Here is a 19,323-nt window from a genome sequence, read left to right as displayed (position 1 = left end):
TTATTTCTTTTCCTCTAATTTGTCTTCTGCTGTAGCTACAACTGTAGAATCAACTACTTTAGCTTGAGCCGGTGCAGCAACAGCTGATTTTTCTTCAGCTTTTTTTGCAGCTTGGTCTTCTTTTACAGCATTAACAATAGTCTTTTTGTCTTTTAACCATGTTTGAAAATCTTGAGGAGTATCAACAACGATTTTCATTTGCATATTGTAGTGAGATGCACCACAAATTTTGTTACAAAGCAGTAAATAGTCAAAAGTATAAGGATCTAGAGCTGTTTTACCCTCTGCTACTAATTGAGCAGTTTTTTTAGCTCTAATCTTATTGATATTAGAAACTTTTTCAACAATTTCAGGTTGTTGACGCATTTCGTCTGTTGTCATAGTTGGTCTGAAAGCAAATTCAGTAACCATACCTGGCACACAGTTCATTTGAGCTCTAAAATGAGGCATATAAGCTGAGTGTAAGATATCTTGAGAACGTAATTTAAATAAAATCTTTTTCCCTTTTGGTATATGTAATTCTGTTACAGAAATATCGTCTTGTGCATTTGGATCATTTACATCGATACCCATTGTGTTAACACCTTCAATTAAACGAACATTAGCCTTACCCAGAACATTATCTTTTCCAGAATAACGAGCTTCCCAACTAAACTGTTTAGCATATAATTCAACTACCATAACATCTTCGTCTTCATCAACAAACATAATATTTGTCCAAGTATATAATCCATAAAGTATTAAACCTGCTAAAACGATTACTGGAATAATAGTCCAAATAAACTCTAACTTATCATTATCTGCATAGTACAAAGCTTTTTTATCTTTTGCACCTCTGTATTTGAAGGCAAAGTAATGCAATAAAACTTGAGTAATTGCTTGTACGAAGAAAATGATAGCAAAAGAAATATACATTAAGTTATCATAATCAGGCCCATGCTCAGAAGCCGGTTTTCCTAATACTAAGTGTCCCCATTTAAACATACCATATATCATGAAGATATAAAGGAATGCAAGAAAACCAAACATTAAATATCCCTGTACATTATTATCATTATCAGTGGCAATTTGAGAATCATTTTTCTTATTGCCAATCTGAGTTAAGTCGAAAATTTTAGTCATTTGCCAAATAGCAATTGATAATAAGACTAAAACTATAATAACCAACAAACTTGTCATCTGTTTTCTTGTTTAAATATTAATAATGGAAATGCTTACTTTCTTCGATTAGCGGATTACCTTTTGCTAATAATGGCGCTTTTGTTAAAGCTGAAAATACAACATAGATAAATAATCCTGCAAAGAATGCTACTGAACCTAATTCAGCTACACCAATAAACCATTGATCTCCAACAGTTGCTGGGTAAATCATATTATGGAAATCTAAATAGTGACCAGATAAGATAATAATACCTGCCATTGTAATAATCCAAGGCACACGTTTAAAATCGGTGTTTATAAGGATTAATATTGGGAATACGAAGTTCATAATTACCATACCGAAGAAAGGTAAGTTATAGTGCTCGATTCTCATTTTAAAATAAGTAACCTCTTCTGGTATATTAGAATACCACATTAACATAAATTGAGAGAACCATAAATAAGTCCAAAATACTGAAATACCAAACATAAATTTTGCTAAATCATGGAAGTGACTATTATTAATAAACTCTAAATATCCTTGAGATTTTAAGTACAATGTAATTAATGCTATAGTAGTAATACCACTTACAAAGAAACTTGCAAAAACATACCATCCAAATAAAGTACTATACCAGTGAGGATCTACAGACATTACCCAATCCCAAGACATAATAGACTCAGATACCAAGAAAAAAGCTAAGAAACCAGCAGAGGCTTTAAAGTTCTTTTTATAATATGATAAATCATGAGTTTCATCTAAAGCAATTGAATTTTTTCTAGTGTAAGTTCTATAAAGAATCCAACCACCTAAGAAAACTGCTGCTCTAATTAAATAAAAAGGAACATTTAAGAATCCTGATTTACCTTGAATTAAGTGATCTTCAGCTGCAACAGCAGGATCCATCCAGATAAACAAGTGGTTCATTTGCACTCCTGAAAGCACTAACAATACAAATATTATAATTCCTCCAGGTACTAGGTAAGCCGTGATAGCCTCCATAACTCTAAATAATGCTGGTGACCAACCTGCTTGTGCAGCCCATTGGATAGCATAAAAAGCCAAAACTCCAAGAGATATTAAGAATATAAATAAAGCCCCTACATATAACGCTGCCCAAGGCTTATTTTGTAATTGATGAAAAACGTGCTCTACATGTTCTTTATGTTCAGCGTGAGCATCGTGCTCTGCAACATCATGACCTTTAGCTTCAGAAGTTTCATGAGCAGACTTCTCAACAGAAGCGTGAGCTTCTTCAACGTGAGTCACAACAGAGTCTAAACCTTGAGCTACAACTGCAGTAGAATCTTTACCTGCTTCAACAGCATGAGATTCTTCTGCATGAGCAACAGGAGCTACTTCATGATGTTCTTCCGTAGCTTCGTTAGTAGCTGCTGTTTCATGATGACCACCACCGTGAGAATCAGCCGCTAATATTTTTTCTACGTCTTCTGTATTTTTTGGTGCACTGAAAAAACCATAAGCAATACCTAATAATCCTAAGACCATTAAAGTAAGCGCTATAGTCTTTATTTTGCTTGAAAGTGTATACATAACTTAATCGCGTATTTATTATTATAATTCAGACTTAAGTTTCATTACATACTCAGCCACTTGCCATCTTTCTTTTTTAGACAATTGGTTAGCATGAGATCCCATTGCGTTTAGACCATACGTTTCTACGTGGAAAACACTTCCTACAGTAATCGCTCTATCTTTATAACTAGGTACACCTAAGAATTTTTCTCTTTGAACTAACTTACCTTTACCATCACCTTTTTCTCCGTGGCAAGAAATACAGTAAATATTAAATAATTCTTTACCTTTTTCCATATTCACTACTGAAGAATCTAATGGAGAAGTCATTACTTTTGATGCTTCATATCCAGCAGGTGTGTTTGGCAAATCATAGATTTCAAAACCTCTTTTAATAGTTCCTTCAGCTGGTAACTGACCTTCTTTACCATTTTTGAAAGCTGTAGACTCAGAATATGTTTCATAAGCTACCGATTCATACATGTTCGGGAAGAACTGGTAATTCGGTTTATTATCACTTTTGCATGAAAACAGCAATGAAGATAATCCCATTACAGCTGTTAGTGTATATACTACTCTTTTCATAATTCTGATTAATGCTTTTCAACTACTTTAACTTCAACAGCACCAGTGCTTTGTAAAAATGAAGTTAATTCGCTTTCATTATTATTAACTGCTACTTCCATTAAGAAGTGATCGTCTGTTGTACGAACATCAGGATTTTCAGCTTTTTTGAATGGCCACAACTTACTTCTCATATAAAAAGTAATTACCATTAAGTGAGCCGCAAAGAATACAGTTTCTTCAAACATTACTGGTACAAATGCTGGCATGTTTTGGATATAACTGAAACTTGGTTTACCACCAATATCCTGTGGCCAATCGCTAATCATGATATTATTTAATAACCATGTTGCAAAAGATAAACCTGTTAGACCATATAAGAAAGCACAAATTGCAATTCTTGTTGGTGCTAATCCCATTGCTTTATCTAAACCGTGCACTGGGAACGGTGTGTAAACTTCTTCGATATGGTGATGTGCTTTTCTAGTTGCTTTAACCGCATCCATTAAAACATCATCATCATTATATAGTGCATGTATTACTTTATTACTCATGACTTATTAGTGATTATCGTGATTATGACCGTTTTTTTCTCTTTCTCTCTTATAGTTATCACCAGAAGTTTTTAAGATAGTCTTAACCTCTGCTTGTGCAACTACTGGGAATGTTCTAGCATACAATAAGAACAATACAAAGAAGAATCCGATAGTACCTACAAAGATTCCTATATCAACAAATGTAGGTTGGAACATTGTCCATGAAGATGGTAAGTAATCACGGTGTAATGATGTTACGATGATTACGAAACGCTCAAACCACATTCCTATGTTTACAACAATTGAGATAATGAATGAGAACATGATACTTGTTCTTAATTTTTTAAACCACATAAACTGCGGAGAAAACACGTTACAAGTCATCATCGCCCAGTAAGACCACCAGTAAGGACCTGTTGCACGGTTTAAGAATGCATATTGCTCATACTCAACTCCTGAATACCAAGCTACAAATAACTCAGTAATATAAGCACATCCAACGATTGAACCTGTAATCATGATTACAATATTCATTAACTCAATATGCTGAATTGTAATATAATCTTCTAGATTAGAAACTTTTCTCATGATGATAAGTAATGTATTTACCATCGCGAATCCAGAGAAAATCGCACCAGCAACGAAGTAAGGAGGAAGGATTGTAGTATGCCATCCTGGAATTACTGAAGTTGCGAAGTCAAATGATACGATTGTGTGTACAGAAAGTACAAGTGGTGTTGCTAAACCAGCTAATACAAGAGAAACCTCTTCGAAACGTTGCCAGTCTTTTGCTCTACCTGTCCATCCAAAAGAAAGGATAGAATATACTCTTTTATTAAAAGGTGTTACTGCTCTATCACGAATCATTGCAAAGTCAGGTAATAAACCAGTCCACCAGAACACTAATGATACTGATAAATACGTAGAGATCGCAAATACGTCCCAAAGTAATGGTGAGTTAAAGTTAACCCATAATGAACCAAATTGGTTCGGGATTGGTAATACCCAGTATCCTAACCATGGACGACCCATGTGAATGATTGGGAATAAACCTGCTTGAACTACCGAGAAGATTGTCATTGCTTCTGCAGAACGGTTAATAGCCATTCTCCATTTTTGACGGAATAACAATAATACTGCAGAGATTAGGGTTCCTGCGTGACCGATACCTACCCACCAAACAAAGTTAGTGATATCCCAAGCCCAACCTACTGTTTTATTTAATCCCCATGTTCCAATACCTTCGGTAATTGTGTATAACATACAGCTAACTCCCCACAAAAAGCAAGCAAGTGCTATGTAAAATACAGTCCACCATTGTTTATTGGCTTTACCTTCAACTGGAGCAGCTACATCAATTGTTACATCGTGGTAGCTTTTATTTCCAAGTACTAAAGGTTTTCTAATGGGTGCTTCGTAATGAGACGACATAATCCTTTATCTTATTTCTTATTAATATTAATTTCTAACTTTTACGTGATATACAACATTTGGTTTTGTTCCAATATGCTCTAATAAATGGTAAGCTCTCTTATCTTCAGCTAATTTAGCCACTTGAGATTCTTTGTCATTTACATCACCAAATACCATAGCTCCAGAAGTACATGCATTTGAACATGCTGTTTGGAATTCACCATCTTTCACTAAACGACCTTCGTTTTTAGCTTTCAAGATAGTTGCTTGTGTCATTTGGATACACATTGAACATTTTTCCATAACCCCACGAGAACGAACATTCACATCAGGATTTATAACCATACGACCTAAATCATCGTTCATATGATAGTTAAATTCTTCGTTTTTGTTGTATAAGAACCAGTTGAAACGACGTACTTTATATGGACAGTTGTTTGCACAGTAACGAGTACCTACACAACGGTTATAAGCCATTTGGTTTTGACCTTGACGACCGTGAGAAGTAGCAGCAACCGGACAAACAGTCTCACATGGAGCATGGTTACAGTGCTGACACATTACTGGCTGGAATGCAATTTGTGGATTTTCAGATGGATCTTCCATACCTCTTAAAGTAGAGATAGAGTCCATTAAACCTGAACTAGCAGCTTTAGTTTTGTTATCACCTTCAAAAGTAGTTTCAGAAGAATAGTATCTATCGATACGTAACCAGTGCATATCACGGCTTCTTCTTACTTCAGATTTACCTACTACTGGTACATTGTTTTCTGCATGACAAGCGATAACACAAGCTCCACATCCAGTACAAGCATTCAAATCGATAGATAAGTTGAAGTGGTGACCTATTGATCTATCAAAAGATTCCCATAAGTCTACAGAAGTTGCTGCAACTTCTTTATGATCTAAAGATACAACTGGCATAATATTCCATTCTGCAGCATCTTTAGTATTGAAAACTTCTAATGAAGTTTCTTTAATGATGTCTCCACGACCCATTAATGTTTTCTGTAACTGAACACATGCAAATTCATGCTCTCCATCTTCTTTAGCGATAGAAACATTTTGCACATTGTTGAAGTTACTATATAAAGCGTAAGCGTTAACACCTACTTGCATTTCTTCTTTTAATGAAGCTTTACGACCATAACCTAAAGCTAAACCTACAGTTCCTTTAGCTTGACCTGGCTGAATCATTACTGGAACTTTTTCTAACTTCACTCCGTTTGCAGATAAAGTTACATAGCTACCATTAAGACCGCCGTTAGCAACATTCCAGTTTTCTAACCCCCACGCTTCAGCATCTGATTTAGAAACTGTTACATAGTTATCCCAAGAAGCTCTTGTAATTGGATCTGGGAACTCTTGTAACCAAGGATTATTTGCTTGCTGACCATCACCCATCCCTGTTTTAGTATACAATACTAATTCCGTTTGAGTTCCTTTAGCTTTAGCTAAAACACCGGCAGCAGCATTAAAATCTGCACCAACTCCAGAACCAGCAACTGCTTCTGAAATAGCTACACCATCATGTACTAATTGATTCCATGATTTAGCACCTGACCAAGAAGTGCGGATATAATCATAATATGTTTGAGCGTTCCCAGTCCATGATAATAATGCATCTTGGAATTGAACAGTATCAAACAATGGTCTGATTGTAGGTTGTGTTATAGCATATTGTCCTTTAACAATACTAACATCACCCCAAGATTCTAAATAATGTGGAGTTGCCACAGCAATTGAAGAAGCTAAAGCTGTTTCGTCTTCTTTCATAGTGAAAGTAGCAGCCAATTTAACTTTTTTCAATGCAGTTGCAAATTCAGCACCATTTGACAAAGTGTAAACTGGATTAACACCATTCATAATTAATGTATGAACAGCACCTGAATTCATATCAGCGATTAATTGCTTAACTTCTGAATTATTTCCTTTACGGATTTGACGAGTATTAACTGGATTGAAAGCCTCACTTGATAAAGCACGGTTGATTGCCAATACTAACAATTGAGCATTTTTATCATCAATACCAGAAACCAAAACACCTTTGCTTCCTGCAGCTTTTAACTGTTGAGCAGCCTTAGCCACTTCTGGGTTATTAGCAGCACTTACTGAAGCACCTGTGATTACATTATAAATTTGAACTAATGCTTGTTTTTGATTAGCAACAGTCATCGGCACACGCTTATCAGCAGCAGCACCAGACAAAGTCATGTTAGCTTCAAACTGAAAATGTTTAGACATTTTACCGTTTTGAGGAATACGTCCTTGAGCATAACCTGCATCAAATCCGCCTCCTTGCCAATCTCCTAAGAAATCTGCACCAACTGAAACAATTGTATTTGCTTTTGAAAAATCATAATCTGCTAAAGCTCTTTCTCCATAAACCATTTGGAAAGCATCCAAGGCATCTGAAGAAGATACTGCATCATATACAACATGCTTAGCATTAGGATTAGCAGCTAAAAATTGACCAATCAATCTATCTGTTGAAGGTGAAGCAGAAGTATTTGTTAACAAAACAACTTTTCCTCCTTTTGCTTTAGCATCAGCAACACTAGCTTTAATTTTAGCGTTAGCCTCATCCCAAGACGCATCTTTACCAGCAATTTTCGATGTTTTTAAACGTAAGTTATCGTATAATGATAAAACTGACGCATGAACACGAGCATTAGCATGGAAATTAGCTCCTTCAATCTTGTTATTTTCTATTTTAATAGGACGACCTTCACGAGTTTTTACTAAAATATTAGCAAAATCGAAACCATCCGAAAATGACGTAGCATAATAATCTGCTAAACCAGGAATGATTTCTTCAGGTTGAACTACATAAGGAATTGACTTATGCACTGGACCTTCACACGCAGCTAAAGTAGCTGCAGCTGTACTAAATCCAACGTACTTAAGAAAATCACGACGTGTTGTTGAAGAAGATGCAAGCGATGCTGCATCACCTAAAAACTCATCAGTTGGAATTTCTTCAACAAACTCGTTATTTCTAAGCGTCTCAACAATAGAGCTATTTTCGTTTAGCTCCTCAACACTTTTCCAGTATTTTTTGTTAGATGACATATTGTATATAAAAATTAGCTTCTTAATAAATAATTAGTAGTGACATTTACCACATTCAAGACCTCCCATTTGTGCAGCAGTTAATTTGTCTACACCATATTTTTTAGAAAGTTCAGCATGAATTTTGTCGTAGTAAGCATTTCCTTCTACCTTAACATTTGTTTCACGGTGACAATTAACACACCATCCCATTGTTAATGGAGAATGTTGTTTCATGATCTCGAAAGTCTGAACTGGACCGTGACAAGTTTGACACTCAACACCAGCAACTGAAACGTGCTGAGAGTGATTGAAGTAAACAAAATCTTGTAAATTATGGATTCTAACCCATTTTACAGGCTTTTGTTTTCCAGTATATTTCTGCGTGTTTTTATCCCATCCTACTGCATCATATAATTTTTGAATTTCAGCAGTATAGAATTCTTTAGTGTATTCAACATAAGTTGAATCTTTATCACCTTGGAATTCAGAAATGTTTTTATGACAATTCATACAAACATTTAATGAAGGGATACCAGCATTTTTACTCACACGAGCAGCTGAGTGACAGTATTTACAATCAATACCATTATCACCTGCGTGAATTTTATGAGAATAGTGAATAGGTTGAATAGGTGCATAATCTTGATCAACACCAACTTGCATTAAATATCCGTAGATAAAATAAGCACTTGTAAGCATTAACAAAATCACGGAAACCAACACTAAAAATTGATTTTTAGCAAACGCTCTCCATAAAGGCATCAAAGAAGGATTCCTTAAAGGAACATCAACACCATTTGCTTTTGAAATTTTACCTAAAGCATTGTTAACCATAAACAACATTCCAACTAAAACAGCCAAGATTCCCGCCAATAAACCTAAAATAAGGTTATTAGACAATCCTCCACCACTAGCTCCAGCTTCAGCAGTTTCTTTGCCAGTCGCAGGTTTTTCAGCCACAGGAGCAGGCTCAGATGTATACGCTAAAATATTATCAATATCAGCATCTGACAACTGAGGAAACGCAGTCATAGGAACTTTGTTGAACTCCCCGAAAATTTTAACCGCATCTGCATCTCCAGAAGCAATTAATCCTTTTGAATCTCTAATCCATTTACCCAACCATGCTCTATCACGACGTTCAGTCACACCTCGCAAGGCAGGACCTGTCATTTTTGCATCCAATTTGTGACAAGCAGCACAATTTGCATTAAACAAAGCTTTTCCAGCAGCAGCATCACCACTAGCAGCAGGCACTGCAGTAGCATCAGCAACAGGTGCCGTAGCAGCCGCATCTTGAGCAAAAGAACTAAAAGAAACAGATAATAATAACGAAAGACTTAACGTTACTACTTTAAAAATCGATTTATGGTTTCCCACTTTTTTCATATATTAAATGATTAACATCTAAGTTTGGCACAGTATTTTCGATACTTTTTCAGCAAAGAACACAATATGCCATTTAAAAACTCCGACAAAAATACGACTTATGAACTATTCTCAAAACCTTAAATATATCTTAATTATTAATTTATATTTATTCTAAATAATATTTTTTAACTGAATAAACACTTATAATGTACTTTTGCTTCAAATTATATTCGTTATGAAAACCTTAACAGTAAAGAACCTATTTTATATCAGCATTTTAGCAACTCTTCAATCGTTTAGTCTTTATGCACAAGATGAAAAAATTACAGTTACTCAAGACCAAAGATTCGAACAATTATTAAACGAAAAAAGAAAAATTAACAATTCAATTACTATTAATGATCGCTTTAAAATTCAAATTTTTACTGGAAATGCTGAATTGAGTAAAAAAACTTTATTGGATTTTAGAAAAACGAACAAGAAGACAGATGCGACTATCGTTTTCCATACTCCAATTTATAAAGTATGGGTAGGAAATTACAAAACACGCATAGAAGCTGAAAGAAAACTAGTTGACATTAAGAAAAGATATCCTAATGCTTTTTTAGTTAAACCCAACAAATAGAAAGTGGTTTTGGATTTTTAACAAAAAGTTATTCCTGTGACTTTTTAAAACTACTATATTTGATTTCCAAATTAATAAAAATGAAAACAAAAATATCATTAGGGTTATTGATCATATCGACTTCAGTTATTGTTTCATGCAAAAAAGAGCTTATACCTCAAGAAAGTTCTACTGCTGTTAGAGCAACTGAAACCCCTAATACTGCTAAAACAGCAAGCGCAACACCACTAAAGCAAAGTAATACACAAACATCTTCAAACAATAGTGCACAAAGCAATACAAGTGGAATAAACCCAGCTCATGGTCAACCAGGCCACAGGTGTGATGTTGCTGTTGGAGCTCCTTTAAACTCTAAACCAACACCTCAAACAACACAGGTAAATCCAACGGGACAACCTATACAAATTCAAAATCAAGCAGTAACAACTACTCAACCTGTTAAAACTCTAAAAGGAATGAATCCTCCACATGGACAACCAGGACATAGATGCGATATTGCCGTTGGAGCTCCTATAAATTCGAAACCCAACACAACCACAAGTAAAGATAACGGCTTAGGAATGACAGTTACGCCAGCAAATGTTTCAAAAGATGGTGCAATTACACCACAAAACAATAGCACACCATCCTTACTTTCAACAGGTAGTACCACTACAGCAGCTCCAGGCATGAATCCTGCTCATGGACAGCCAGGTCATCGATGTGATATCGCAGTAGGATCACCTCTATCACAAGAAAAGAAAACGGAAGAAAAAAAATCAGAATAAAAAAGAGAGCTTAAAAGCTCTCTTTTTTGTAAAGACTAATTTGTCATGTCTTTATCATTAATTTCAATTTCCTGAATTTTCTTGTAATCATTATTCAAATTATCCTCAAGCTCTTTTTTATCCTTTTCATTTCTAAGGTACAAGAAACGAATAAGTAAAAAACCTAGCAACACTGCAATTCCTATATAAAAATAATACGTTTTCATAACTAAACATTTTTGGTTAATTAAAGTTAAAAAAATATAAAAAAGCGAAGGTTATGAAATAGTTAAATATAAAAAGCCAAAACTTTCGTTTTGGCTTTACTTTTTTTTGCAGAGAGAAAGGGATTCGAACCCTCGATGCAGTTACCCACATACAAACTTTCCAGGCTTGCTCCTTCAACCACTCGGACACCTCTCTTTTTAATTCATTTCTCCTCTTAAAGAAGTCTCGAAAATCGTTTTAAAAACATTAGAAGCAACATTTTGCCCTAATAAATACATAAGCTTAGTAATAGCAGCTTCTGTAGTAATATCTTTTCCTGAAATAACACCAATTTCTTTTAGTTGAGAGCTAGTTTCATAATGTCCCATATTTACGCTGCCTCCAGAACATTGCGTCACATTTACAATTTGAATTCCTTTTTTAATGGCATCGGAAAGTAAATTTATAAACCAATCTTCTGTTGGAGCATTACCCGATCCATAAGTTTCTAAAACAATTCCTTTTAAATTATCTGCAGAAAGAATTGCTCTCATTACATTCTCATTGATACCAGGAAATATTTTAACCACTGCTACATTATCATCAAATTGCGTGTGAACCACAAGCTTTTTAACCGAAGGTTTAACCAACAGTTCTTCATTTACTTTCAGAAAAACCCCTGATTCTGCCAATGAAGGAAAATTAGGAGAAGCAAAAGCATTGAAATGTTCTGCACTTATTTTTGTACTTCTATTACCTCTATACAATTTGTATTCGAAATACAAACAAACTTCTGCTATAACAGATTTATCTTTTTCTTGTAAAGAAGCTACTTGAATGGCAGTAATTAAATTCTCCTTAGCATCTGTTCTTAAATCACCAATAGGCAACTGAGAACCTGTAAAAACAACAGGTTTAGATAAATTTTCAAGCATAAAGCTCAAAGCTGATGCTGAATATGACATTGTATCAGACCCATGAAGTACTACAAAACCATCATAGCTATCGTAATTATCTTTAATTATATTAGCCAACTTTACCCATTCACCAATGTTCATATTTGAAGAATCAATTGGTATTTCAAAGGAGATAGTAGCAATGTTACAATCCAACAATTTTAATTCTGGAATGTTTTTTAACAACTTACTAAAGTTAAATGCTTTAAGAACACCGGTATCAAAATCTTTGACCATCCCGATAGTTCCACCAGTATAAATTAAAAGAATATTAGGCTTAGATTGCATTATACTTCATTTTGTTAACTACAGGATTAGCATACATAGCTAAAAAACCCTCTTTCATTTGTTCATTTTTAGCATCTATTCGCATTTCTAACCTTCTTAAAAAATTGATTTTTCTTGCTCTGTATATCTGCCCGAAAATTTATTCGTTTCGTGCAAAACATCATACGCAATAAAGTTTGTAGGCCACAATTTGTAAAACTTCAAAATAGACTCATCAACAACTTGTGCTAAAGCTTGAACTTGTTTTGCAGTATTACTATTTTCCTGTTTAATTATATCTAGTTCATCTTCTAAAATATCGCCAACATGAATATGAATTCCTTTTTTCTGACCAATAATTCCACTAATTATGTTATTAAAATCTTCATTAGATCCTTTTACATAAGTTTCCTGATTAGCTTCGGCCATAAGCTGAGGCATCTTTAAAGCATCTGTAGGATCATATTCGTATGAAATAGAAATAGGAACAATTTTAATTTGTTTAAAATAATCGATAACATCTCTTTTTCCAGATGCCATAGCTAGCATTTTTAGCACTCCAGTATGCGTCGCATCATTACCATCCTTTGTTCTACCCTCTTTCTGTGCTATCCATACTGATCTATTTTCACGAAGTAATAACTGTTCAATATATTCAGACATCAAATGTGAACTTTGTAGCAATTCTCTTGGTGGTAATCCTCTTTGAACTATAAAATTTCTATTTAACCTAGAAAGCGAACGCAAGAAATCTTTTTTTACCAAGTTATCTCCAATTGCAGATGCTGTCATTACTAAACCATGATCAAACAAAGCAATATTAAGTAATGATGTGTCTAAAATAATATCTCTATGATTGGATATAAAGAGATATGAAGTATTAGGCTCTAATTTTTCAAAACCAGAAGTACTCAATCCATCAGAGCTTTTTTGTAAAACTTTTTGAATTGCTTCATAAATAAAGTTACATTGAAAATCTCTTATGGAATGTGTTTTTCTTAATTGATTTTGCCATACTTCTTCTTCAACATCTGGAAAAGTAAAATTCATCATCGCTTTCATAATAGGATGATTAACGGCATTTTGCAAAGCCTGATTTACTTCGGCATCATAATAAGGTCGAATGGCATCGAATTTTTGCATTTTGGTGGTTTTATACTTACAAATGAACAATTTTTTTTTGAAATTTAGGTTATGAAAACCTTATATTCCAAACACTTCTTTTGAGTTTTGTGTAGTAATCCTTGCGATTTCTTCTACAGGAAGACCATAAAGTTCGGATAGTTTTTGTGCAACTAGAGTTACATATCTGCTTTCATTTCGCTTTCCTCTATGTGGAGCTGGTGCTAAATAAGGCGCATCCGTCTCAAGAACAATATGCTTTAAATCAATTTGATTAATGAACTGATCTATTTTACCATTTTTAAAAGTAACAACCCCTCCTATTCCCAGTTTCATTCCATAAGAAATAGCTTTTTTCGCTTGTTCTAAATCCCCTGAAAAACAATGAAAAATCCCAAACAAATCATCAGACTTTTCCATCTCTAACACTTCAAAAATTTCGTCAAAAGCATCTCGGCAATGAATATTAATTGGCAACTTATACTTCTTAGCTAATTGAATTTGTCTTTGAAATGCAATCTTTTGTATTTCAAGTGTTGTTTTGTCCCAATACAAATCTATTCCTATTTCACCTACCGCAAAAAACTTTCTTTTTGAAAATTGATGCTCTACAAATAGAAGCTCTTCCTCATAATTCTCTTTCACATAACAAGGATGCAAACCCATCATTAAAAAAACATTATCAGGATATTGCTCTTCTAAATCAAACATTCGCTCTGCATAAGAAGAGTCAATTGCTGGAATAAAAAAACGAGTTACTCCTTTATCAATTGCATTTTGAATCATTTCGTTACGATCATCAGCAAATTGAGATGAGTATAAATGTGTATGTGTATCAGTTAAAATCATTGGTGAAATTTGAATTGCAAAGTTAATCAGAATTTGAAAAGAGCACATAAAAAAACCGCCATGTTTAATAAACACAGCGGCTTTTAGAAACTATTTTAATAATTTTTACTGAAAATCAGCATCAGTTACTCCTTCATTAACTTTAACCTCTGAAACAGTAAGCTCAATAGGCATTCCTGCTTCAAGAGTTATTTTAAAAGGATATTTCACACCTTTCACATCTTTATAGTCTGCATAATAAAGCATAGATTTTGCTACTTTTTCTCCTTGCTTTTGTTCTTTCTCAACAGCAATTTTTAATCCTGTTTTCATATCATAAAAGAATCTTGCCTTAGGAGTTTTAATAACATAAGCATCTACATCATTAATTTTTTCGATTCCTGTAAATGTGATTGCAGGATTATCTATAAAATACATTTCTGCGAAAGGATGTAATTGAGATTTCATCAATTTATAATCTTCACCTTCAATTACTTTTTTATTTCCTTGTTGCTCAATATAAGCAGTTTTATCATTTACTCTTTGTTTAACTAAAGTCATTCCCATTGCTGGTAAAGCCATATCTAATGCAAATCCGCCTTTTGTTGCCGCTTTTGTATTAAAATCTATCACTTGACCTTGAACACTTCCTTTAGCAAAAGTAGCCACAGTTTTTACTTCAGAAACTGCTTTAATTCCACCAATTGCATTGATATAGTTATCTACAATTGTTTGCACAGTAACTTTAGCATCGGCTTTTTTAGTTACAGGTTTTTCAACTGGATTTCCATACTTATCAAAGAAAAACATTGGAATTTTAGTTTTCTCTAATGCAGGAACTACTTCACTACCTTTTCCAACAACTACAATTCTTGCGTTGTCTGCCATGAAATATTTTTTAGCCGCAGCCATTACTTCATCAACAGTAACAGCATTTATGCTTTTAATGTAGTTTTCGTAGAAATCTGCCGGTAATTTTTGAGTTTCTGTTTGAAGCGCATAACGAGCTACAGTTTCTGGCTTTTCAATTTGCATCACAAAGTTTCCAATATATGCTGCTTTCACATCTTTAAGTACTTTATCAGTAACTTTCTCAGTTCTAATTCTCTTAACTTCTTTCATTAATTCAACCACTGCACTATCAGTAACTGCATTACGAACTTGAGCAGAAGCTGTAAATTTAGTAATATACTTATTCCCTTTTATTGTTGATCTTGCACCATAAGTCCATCCGTGTTTTTCACGAAGGTTCATATTTAAGTAACTATTAAAATCACCTCCAAAAATTTGGTTTGCTAATATTGCAGCAAAGAAATCTTTATCCATCATTTTTAAGCTAACTGTGTTCACAAATGAAATGTTAGATTGAACAGCATTTGGCATGTCAACAAAATTGATTTGTGTATACTGTACATTTTTAGGATCATTGTAACTCAAGTTAGGAGCTAATGCTTTATCCCAAGTTTCGAATGCTTTTTCAACTTTTGCTTTTACATCAGCAAACTTAACGTCACCAATAACAACTAAATATGCATTTTCAGGAACGAAATATGTGTTATAATGTTGAACTACATCGTTTAAAGAAACATTATTAATTGATTGCTCTGTTAAAAATTCTCCTGCTGGGTGATTTTTTCCGAAAGCCAAAACGTTCTCTACTCTCGAAGCAACATTTTGAACACTCTTTTCTCCAGATTTTAGCCCTTCGATAAGTTTAGCTTTTTCTTTATCTAATTCTGCTTGAGTGAAATTTGGTTCTAACGCTCCTTGAGCTAAAAGTTCCAAAACTCTTCCTGCGTATTTGGATAATCCTGAAGCATATCCTCCATTAGCAGAGAAGTTAATATTTGCTCCCATAAAATCTACCTCTTCATTAAATGCCTCTTTAGAGATAGTTTTAGTTCCGTTTCCTATTAATGCACCAGTCAAATCATCTACACCTTTTTTTGCCCCTTCGGCAAATGGTGCATTGTCTATACTTAAGTTAAAAGAAACTCTTGGTAATTTATGATTTTCAACCACCATCACTTTTAATCCATTTGGCAAAGTGAATTTTTGAGGTTTACCTACATTTACTGTTGGAGAAGGTCCTGGTTTTGGTTGCGGTCTGTCGTTTTGTGCTTGCATAGTTGTAAAAGTAAAAAACAAGCTTGAAAGTACTATAATTGAATTCTTCATGTTCTTAGTTTTGAGCTTTATCTTTAGCAGGGATATAATCTAAAATTAATCTTTGGTTTGAGTTTAGATATTTTTTTGCAACATCACGGATTTCCTCACGTGTGATTGAGCGGTACATATCAGCTTCTGTATTAATTAAGTTAACATCTCCATATAATAAGTAAAATGAAGCAAGATTTTCAGCAATCCCTTCAACATTAGCTACACTACTTACAAATTGATTTTCGTATTTGTTTTGTAATTTTTGGAAGTCTTTTTCAGAAATTAATTCTGTTTGAATTTTCACAATCTCTTCGTCAATTTCTTTCAACAATCCTTCTGTTGTATTAGCTCCCATTGGCAATCCATATAATATATAGGTACCATAATCTTCTTGCGAAAAACTTAAAGCACCAATTTGCAATGCCATTTTCTTGTCGTCAACAATTTTTTTGTACAACTTAGAACTTTTTCCATCACTTAAATAAGTTGAAATCATATCCAATACTCTAGCATCACGAGTTTTCATTGATGGTGTTCTATACGAAGCAACCAACATAGGGATTTGGATATTTGGATCTTGGTACGTAGCTTTGATTGTTTCAGTAATTGGATCTTCTGTAAAAGTTTCTCTTTTAATATCAGCTCCTTTTTTAATTGGTCCAAAATATTGATTAATCCATTTTGAAGCATTTGCAAATTCAAAATCACCTGCCACTACAAGCACCGCATTGTTTGGCACATAATACTTAGCATTAAAATCTTGAAATTCTTTTAAAGTTGCTGCATCTAAATGTTCCATAGAACCAATAGTTGCCCAACGATAAGGATGCTTTTTAAAAATATTCTTTTTAACTTCAGCTAAGATATTTCCATAAGGCTGGTTGTCTACACGAAGCCTTTTTTCTTCTTTAACCACTTCATTTTGAGTATCAACGCCAACTTGATTAATCACAGGATGCATTAATCTTTCAGATTCCATCCATAAACCAAGTTCTAAATTATTTGAAGGAAAAACTTCATAATAATATGTTCTATCATCAGTCGTATTGGCATTGTTTGTTCCTCCATTAGACGAAACCATTTTCATCCATTCTCCTCTACCAATATTTTTTGTTCCTTCAAACAACAAATGCTCAAAGAAATGGGCAAATCCAGTACGATTAGGATTTTCATCTTTTGCTCCAACATGATACATTACAGATGTAATTACCACTGGTGCCGATTTATCCTGATGCAAAATTACATGCAATCCGTTGTCAAGTGTGTACTCTTGAAACTCTACTTTTTGCGCTGTTGCTGTACCTCCTAAAAGAAATAGTGATCCTAACGCCATTAATGATCTTTTCATAAAAATTAATAAATAGTTTATTTTTTAGTCTATTACATTCTAAAAATGTTACATCAAAAATAACTTTTTTAATGCCTATTCCTTATAAATTTAACAAAAGTCTATTTTTTTAAAAGCTAACTTGTTGGTTTCATAAATAGTTGTATATTTGCACACTTAAATTTTAATTAAACATCATTGTTATGTACGCAATCGTAGAGATAGCAGGGCAACAATTTAAAGTAAGCAAAGACCAAAAAGTCTATGTTCACCGTTTAGCTAATGAAGAAGGATCAAAAGTTTCTTTTGACAAAGTTCTTTTATTAGACGATAACGGAAACGTAACTTTAGGCGCCCCAGCTATAGAAGGTGCTTCAGTAGAAGCTAAAGTGTTACAACACTTAAAAGGTGATAAAGTAATTGTTTTCAAAAAGAAAAGAAGAAAAGGTTACAAAAAGAGAAACGGTCATAGACAGTATCTTACACAAATTTTAGTTGAAGGAATTTCTGCAACAGGTGCAAAAAAAGCTGCTCCTAAAAAAGAAGCTGCCCCTAAAGCTGAAGTAGCTACAGAAGAAGCTGCTCCAAAAAAGAAAGCTACTAAAGCTAAAAAAGAAGATACTAACGAATAATATTAACTTATAAAACCAATACATCATGGCTCACAAGAAAGGTGTCGGTAGTTCGAAGAATGGTAGAGAATCAGAATCGAAACGTTTAGGCGTTAAGATTTTTGGTGGCCAAGCTGCAATGGCTGGTAATATCATCGTAAGACAAAGAGGTTCTAAACACAATCCAGGTGAAAATGTTTACATGGGTAAAGATCACACTTTACATGCTAAAGTTGACGGTGTAGTGAAATTCCAGAAAAAAGGTGAAAACAAATCTTTTGTTTCTGTAGTTCCATTTGAAGCTTAGTCTTTAAGAAACTTAAAGTATAAAGCGTTCGCATTGCGAGCGCTTTCTTTTTTTATACCTTTACAACAAGTATTTATATCATGAGTAAAATTCGAATTACAAAGCAATTTAATTTTGAAACCGGGCATGCTTTATTTGGTTATGACGGTAAATGCAAAAATGTTCACGGACATAGTTACAAACTTTCGGTTACAGTAATTGGCACACCAATAACCGATAGGAGCAATGTAAAATATGGCATGGTAATCGATTTTTCTGATTTAAAGAAAATAGTAAAAGAAGACATTGTAGACATTTTTGACCACGCAACCGTATTCAATGCAACAACCCCACACATAGAGCTTGCAAACGAGCTTAAAGATCGTGGACATCATGTTATTTTAGTAGACTACCAACCTACGAGTGAAAACATGGTAATTGATTTTGCAGCGAAAATAAAAAGTCGTCTACCAGAAACTGTTCAACTCCACTCTTTACGACTACAAGAAACAGAAACTTCATTTGCCGAATGGTATGCTGAGGATAATAGATAAAAAAAGCCAGTTGTTTAAC

Annotated in this window: 17 protein-coding genes, 1 tRNA gene and 1 pseudogene; 5 read left to right on the top strand and 14 right to left on the bottom strand. The window is 33.9% G+C overall.

Annotated elements, in window-relative coordinates; all coding sequences use genetic code 11:
* From LJY17_RS13360 to LJY17_RS13330, 7 genes are read right to left on the bottom strand one after another with little or no spacing between them, the layout of a single operon-like run.
* The gene (locus tag LJY17_RS13360; RefSeq protein ID WP_264544314.1) at positions 1-1,179 is read right to left on the bottom strand and encodes a cytochrome c oxidase subunit II; all 1,179 of its coding nucleotides are present in this window, start codon (positions 1,177-1,179) and stop codon (positions 1-3) included.
* 19 nt (positions 1,180-1,198) lie between these two features.
* Positions 1,199-2,695, bottom strand: coding sequence for a quinol:cytochrome C oxidoreductase (locus LJY17_RS13355; protein WP_264544313.1), 1,497 nt, complete (start codon positions 2,693-2,695; stop codon positions 1,199-1,201).
* 21 nt (positions 2,696-2,716) lie between these two features.
* Complete coding sequence (locus LJY17_RS13350; RefSeq protein ID WP_264544312.1) at positions 2,717-3,262, bottom strand: c-type cytochrome; 546 nt, start codon at positions 3,260-3,262, stop codon at positions 2,717-2,719.
* 8 nt (positions 3,263-3,270) lie between these two features.
* A complete protein-coding gene (locus LJY17_RS13345) occupies positions 3,271-3,795 on the bottom strand; it encodes a DUF3341 domain-containing protein (protein WP_264544311.1) in 525 nt (174 codons plus the stop codon).
* Between the two features lie 6 nt (positions 3,796-3,801).
* Complete coding sequence (gene nrfD / locus LJY17_RS13340) at positions 3,802-5,208, bottom strand: NrfD/PsrC family molybdoenzyme membrane anchor subunit (RefSeq protein WP_264544310.1); 1,407 nt, start codon at positions 5,206-5,208, stop codon at positions 3,802-3,804.
* A 27-nt stretch (positions 5,209-5,235) separates the two neighbouring features.
* The gene (locus tag LJY17_RS13335; protein ID WP_264544309.1) at positions 5,236-8,262 is read right to left on the bottom strand and encodes a TAT-variant-translocated molybdopterin oxidoreductase; all 3,027 of its coding nucleotides are present in this window, start codon (positions 8,260-8,262) and stop codon (positions 5,236-5,238) included.
* A 33-nt stretch (positions 8,263-8,295) separates the two neighbouring features.
* Entirely contained in the window at positions 8,296-9,633 is a 1,338-nt protein-coding gene (locus LJY17_RS13330) for a c-type cytochrome (RefSeq protein ID WP_264544308.1), read from the bottom strand.
* A gap of 217 nt (positions 9,634-9,850) precedes the next feature.
* On the opposite strand from LJY17_RS13330, the gene LJY17_RS13325 reads away from it, so the two are divergent.
* Positions 9,851-10,240, top strand: a complete 390-nt coding sequence (locus LJY17_RS13325) for an SPOR domain-containing protein (protein WP_264544307.1) — start codon at positions 9,851-9,853, stop codon at positions 10,238-10,240.
* Positions 10,241-10,320: 80 nt separating this feature from the next.
* Complete coding sequence (locus tag LJY17_RS13320; RefSeq protein WP_264544306.1) at positions 10,321-11,007, top strand: hypothetical protein; 687 nt, start codon at positions 10,321-10,323, stop codon at positions 11,005-11,007.
* A 35-nt stretch (positions 11,008-11,042) separates the two neighbouring features.
* On the opposite strand, the gene LJY17_RS13315 is transcribed toward LJY17_RS13320, so the two are convergent.
* From LJY17_RS13315 to LJY17_RS13285, 7 genes and pseudogenes are all read right to left on the bottom strand, one after another.
* A complete protein-coding gene (locus LJY17_RS13315; protein ID WP_264544305.1) occupies positions 11,043-11,213 on the bottom strand; it encodes a hypothetical protein in 171 nt (56 codons plus the stop codon).
* A 109-nt stretch (positions 11,214-11,322) separates the two neighbouring features.
* Positions 11,323-11,409, bottom strand: a tRNA-Ser gene (locus LJY17_RS13310).
* A 2-nt stretch (positions 11,410-11,411) separates the two neighbouring features.
* Complete coding sequence (locus LJY17_RS13305; protein ID WP_264544304.1) at positions 11,412-12,437, bottom strand: asparaginase; 1,026 nt, start codon at positions 12,435-12,437, stop codon at positions 11,412-11,414.
* Positions 12,427-13,559: pseudogene (locus tag LJY17_RS13300) on the bottom strand (1-acyl-sn-glycerol-3-phosphate acyltransferase). Before LJY17_RS13300 ends, LJY17_RS13305 begins: the two are co-directional and overlap by 11 nt.
* A 60-nt stretch (positions 13,560-13,619) precedes the next feature.
* Positions 13,620-14,387, bottom strand: a complete 768-nt coding sequence (locus LJY17_RS13295; protein ID WP_264544303.1) for a TatD family hydrolase — start codon at positions 14,385-14,387, stop codon at positions 13,620-13,622.
* Positions 14,388-14,492: 105 nt separating this feature from the next.
* A complete protein-coding gene (locus tag LJY17_RS13290; protein WP_264544302.1) occupies positions 14,493-16,544 on the bottom strand; it encodes an insulinase family protein in 2,052 nt (683 codons plus the stop codon).
* Positions 16,545-16,548: 4 nt separating this feature from the next.
* Positions 16,549-17,874 (bottom strand): M16 family metallopeptidase, encoded by a 1,326-nt coding sequence (locus tag LJY17_RS13285; protein ID WP_264544301.1) that lies wholly within the window; start codon positions 17,872-17,874, stop codon positions 16,549-16,551.
* Positions 17,875-18,056: 182 nt separating this feature from the next.
* Between LJY17_RS13285 and rplU the strand changes: the two genes are divergently transcribed.
* The 3 genes from rplU (at position 18,057) to LJY17_RS13270 (ending at position 19,304) form a co-directional block, all read left to right on the top strand.
* The gene (gene rplU / locus LJY17_RS13280; RefSeq protein ID WP_264544300.1) at positions 18,057-18,485 is read left to right on the top strand and encodes a 50S ribosomal protein L21; all 429 of its coding nucleotides are present in this window, start codon (positions 18,057-18,059) and stop codon (positions 18,483-18,485) included.
* Positions 18,486-18,510: 25 nt separating this feature from the next.
* Positions 18,511-18,771 carry a 50S ribosomal protein L27 gene (gene rpmA, locus LJY17_RS13275; protein ID WP_073308627.1) on the top strand — a complete coding sequence of 87 codons (261 nt, stop codon included), beginning with the start codon at positions 18,511-18,513 and terminating at the stop codon, positions 18,769-18,771.
* A gap of 80 nt (positions 18,772-18,851) precedes the next feature.
* Positions 18,852-19,304 carry a 6-pyruvoyl trahydropterin synthase family protein gene (locus tag LJY17_RS13270; protein ID WP_264544299.1) on the top strand — a complete coding sequence of 151 codons (453 nt, stop codon included), beginning with the start codon at positions 18,852-18,854 and terminating at the stop codon, positions 19,302-19,304.
* Positions 19,305-19,323: the final 19 nt, after the last annotated feature.

Origin of the sequence: Flavobacterium hankyongi (assembly GCF_036840915.1) — a bacterium.
In the GTDB taxonomy this organism is placed as follows: Bacteria; Bacteroidota; Bacteroidia; order Flavobacteriales; family Flavobacteriaceae; genus Flavobacterium; species Flavobacterium hankyongi.
The sequence above is the reverse complement of the archived record's forward strand: the minus strand, read 5'-3'. Positions and strand labels throughout refer to the sequence as shown.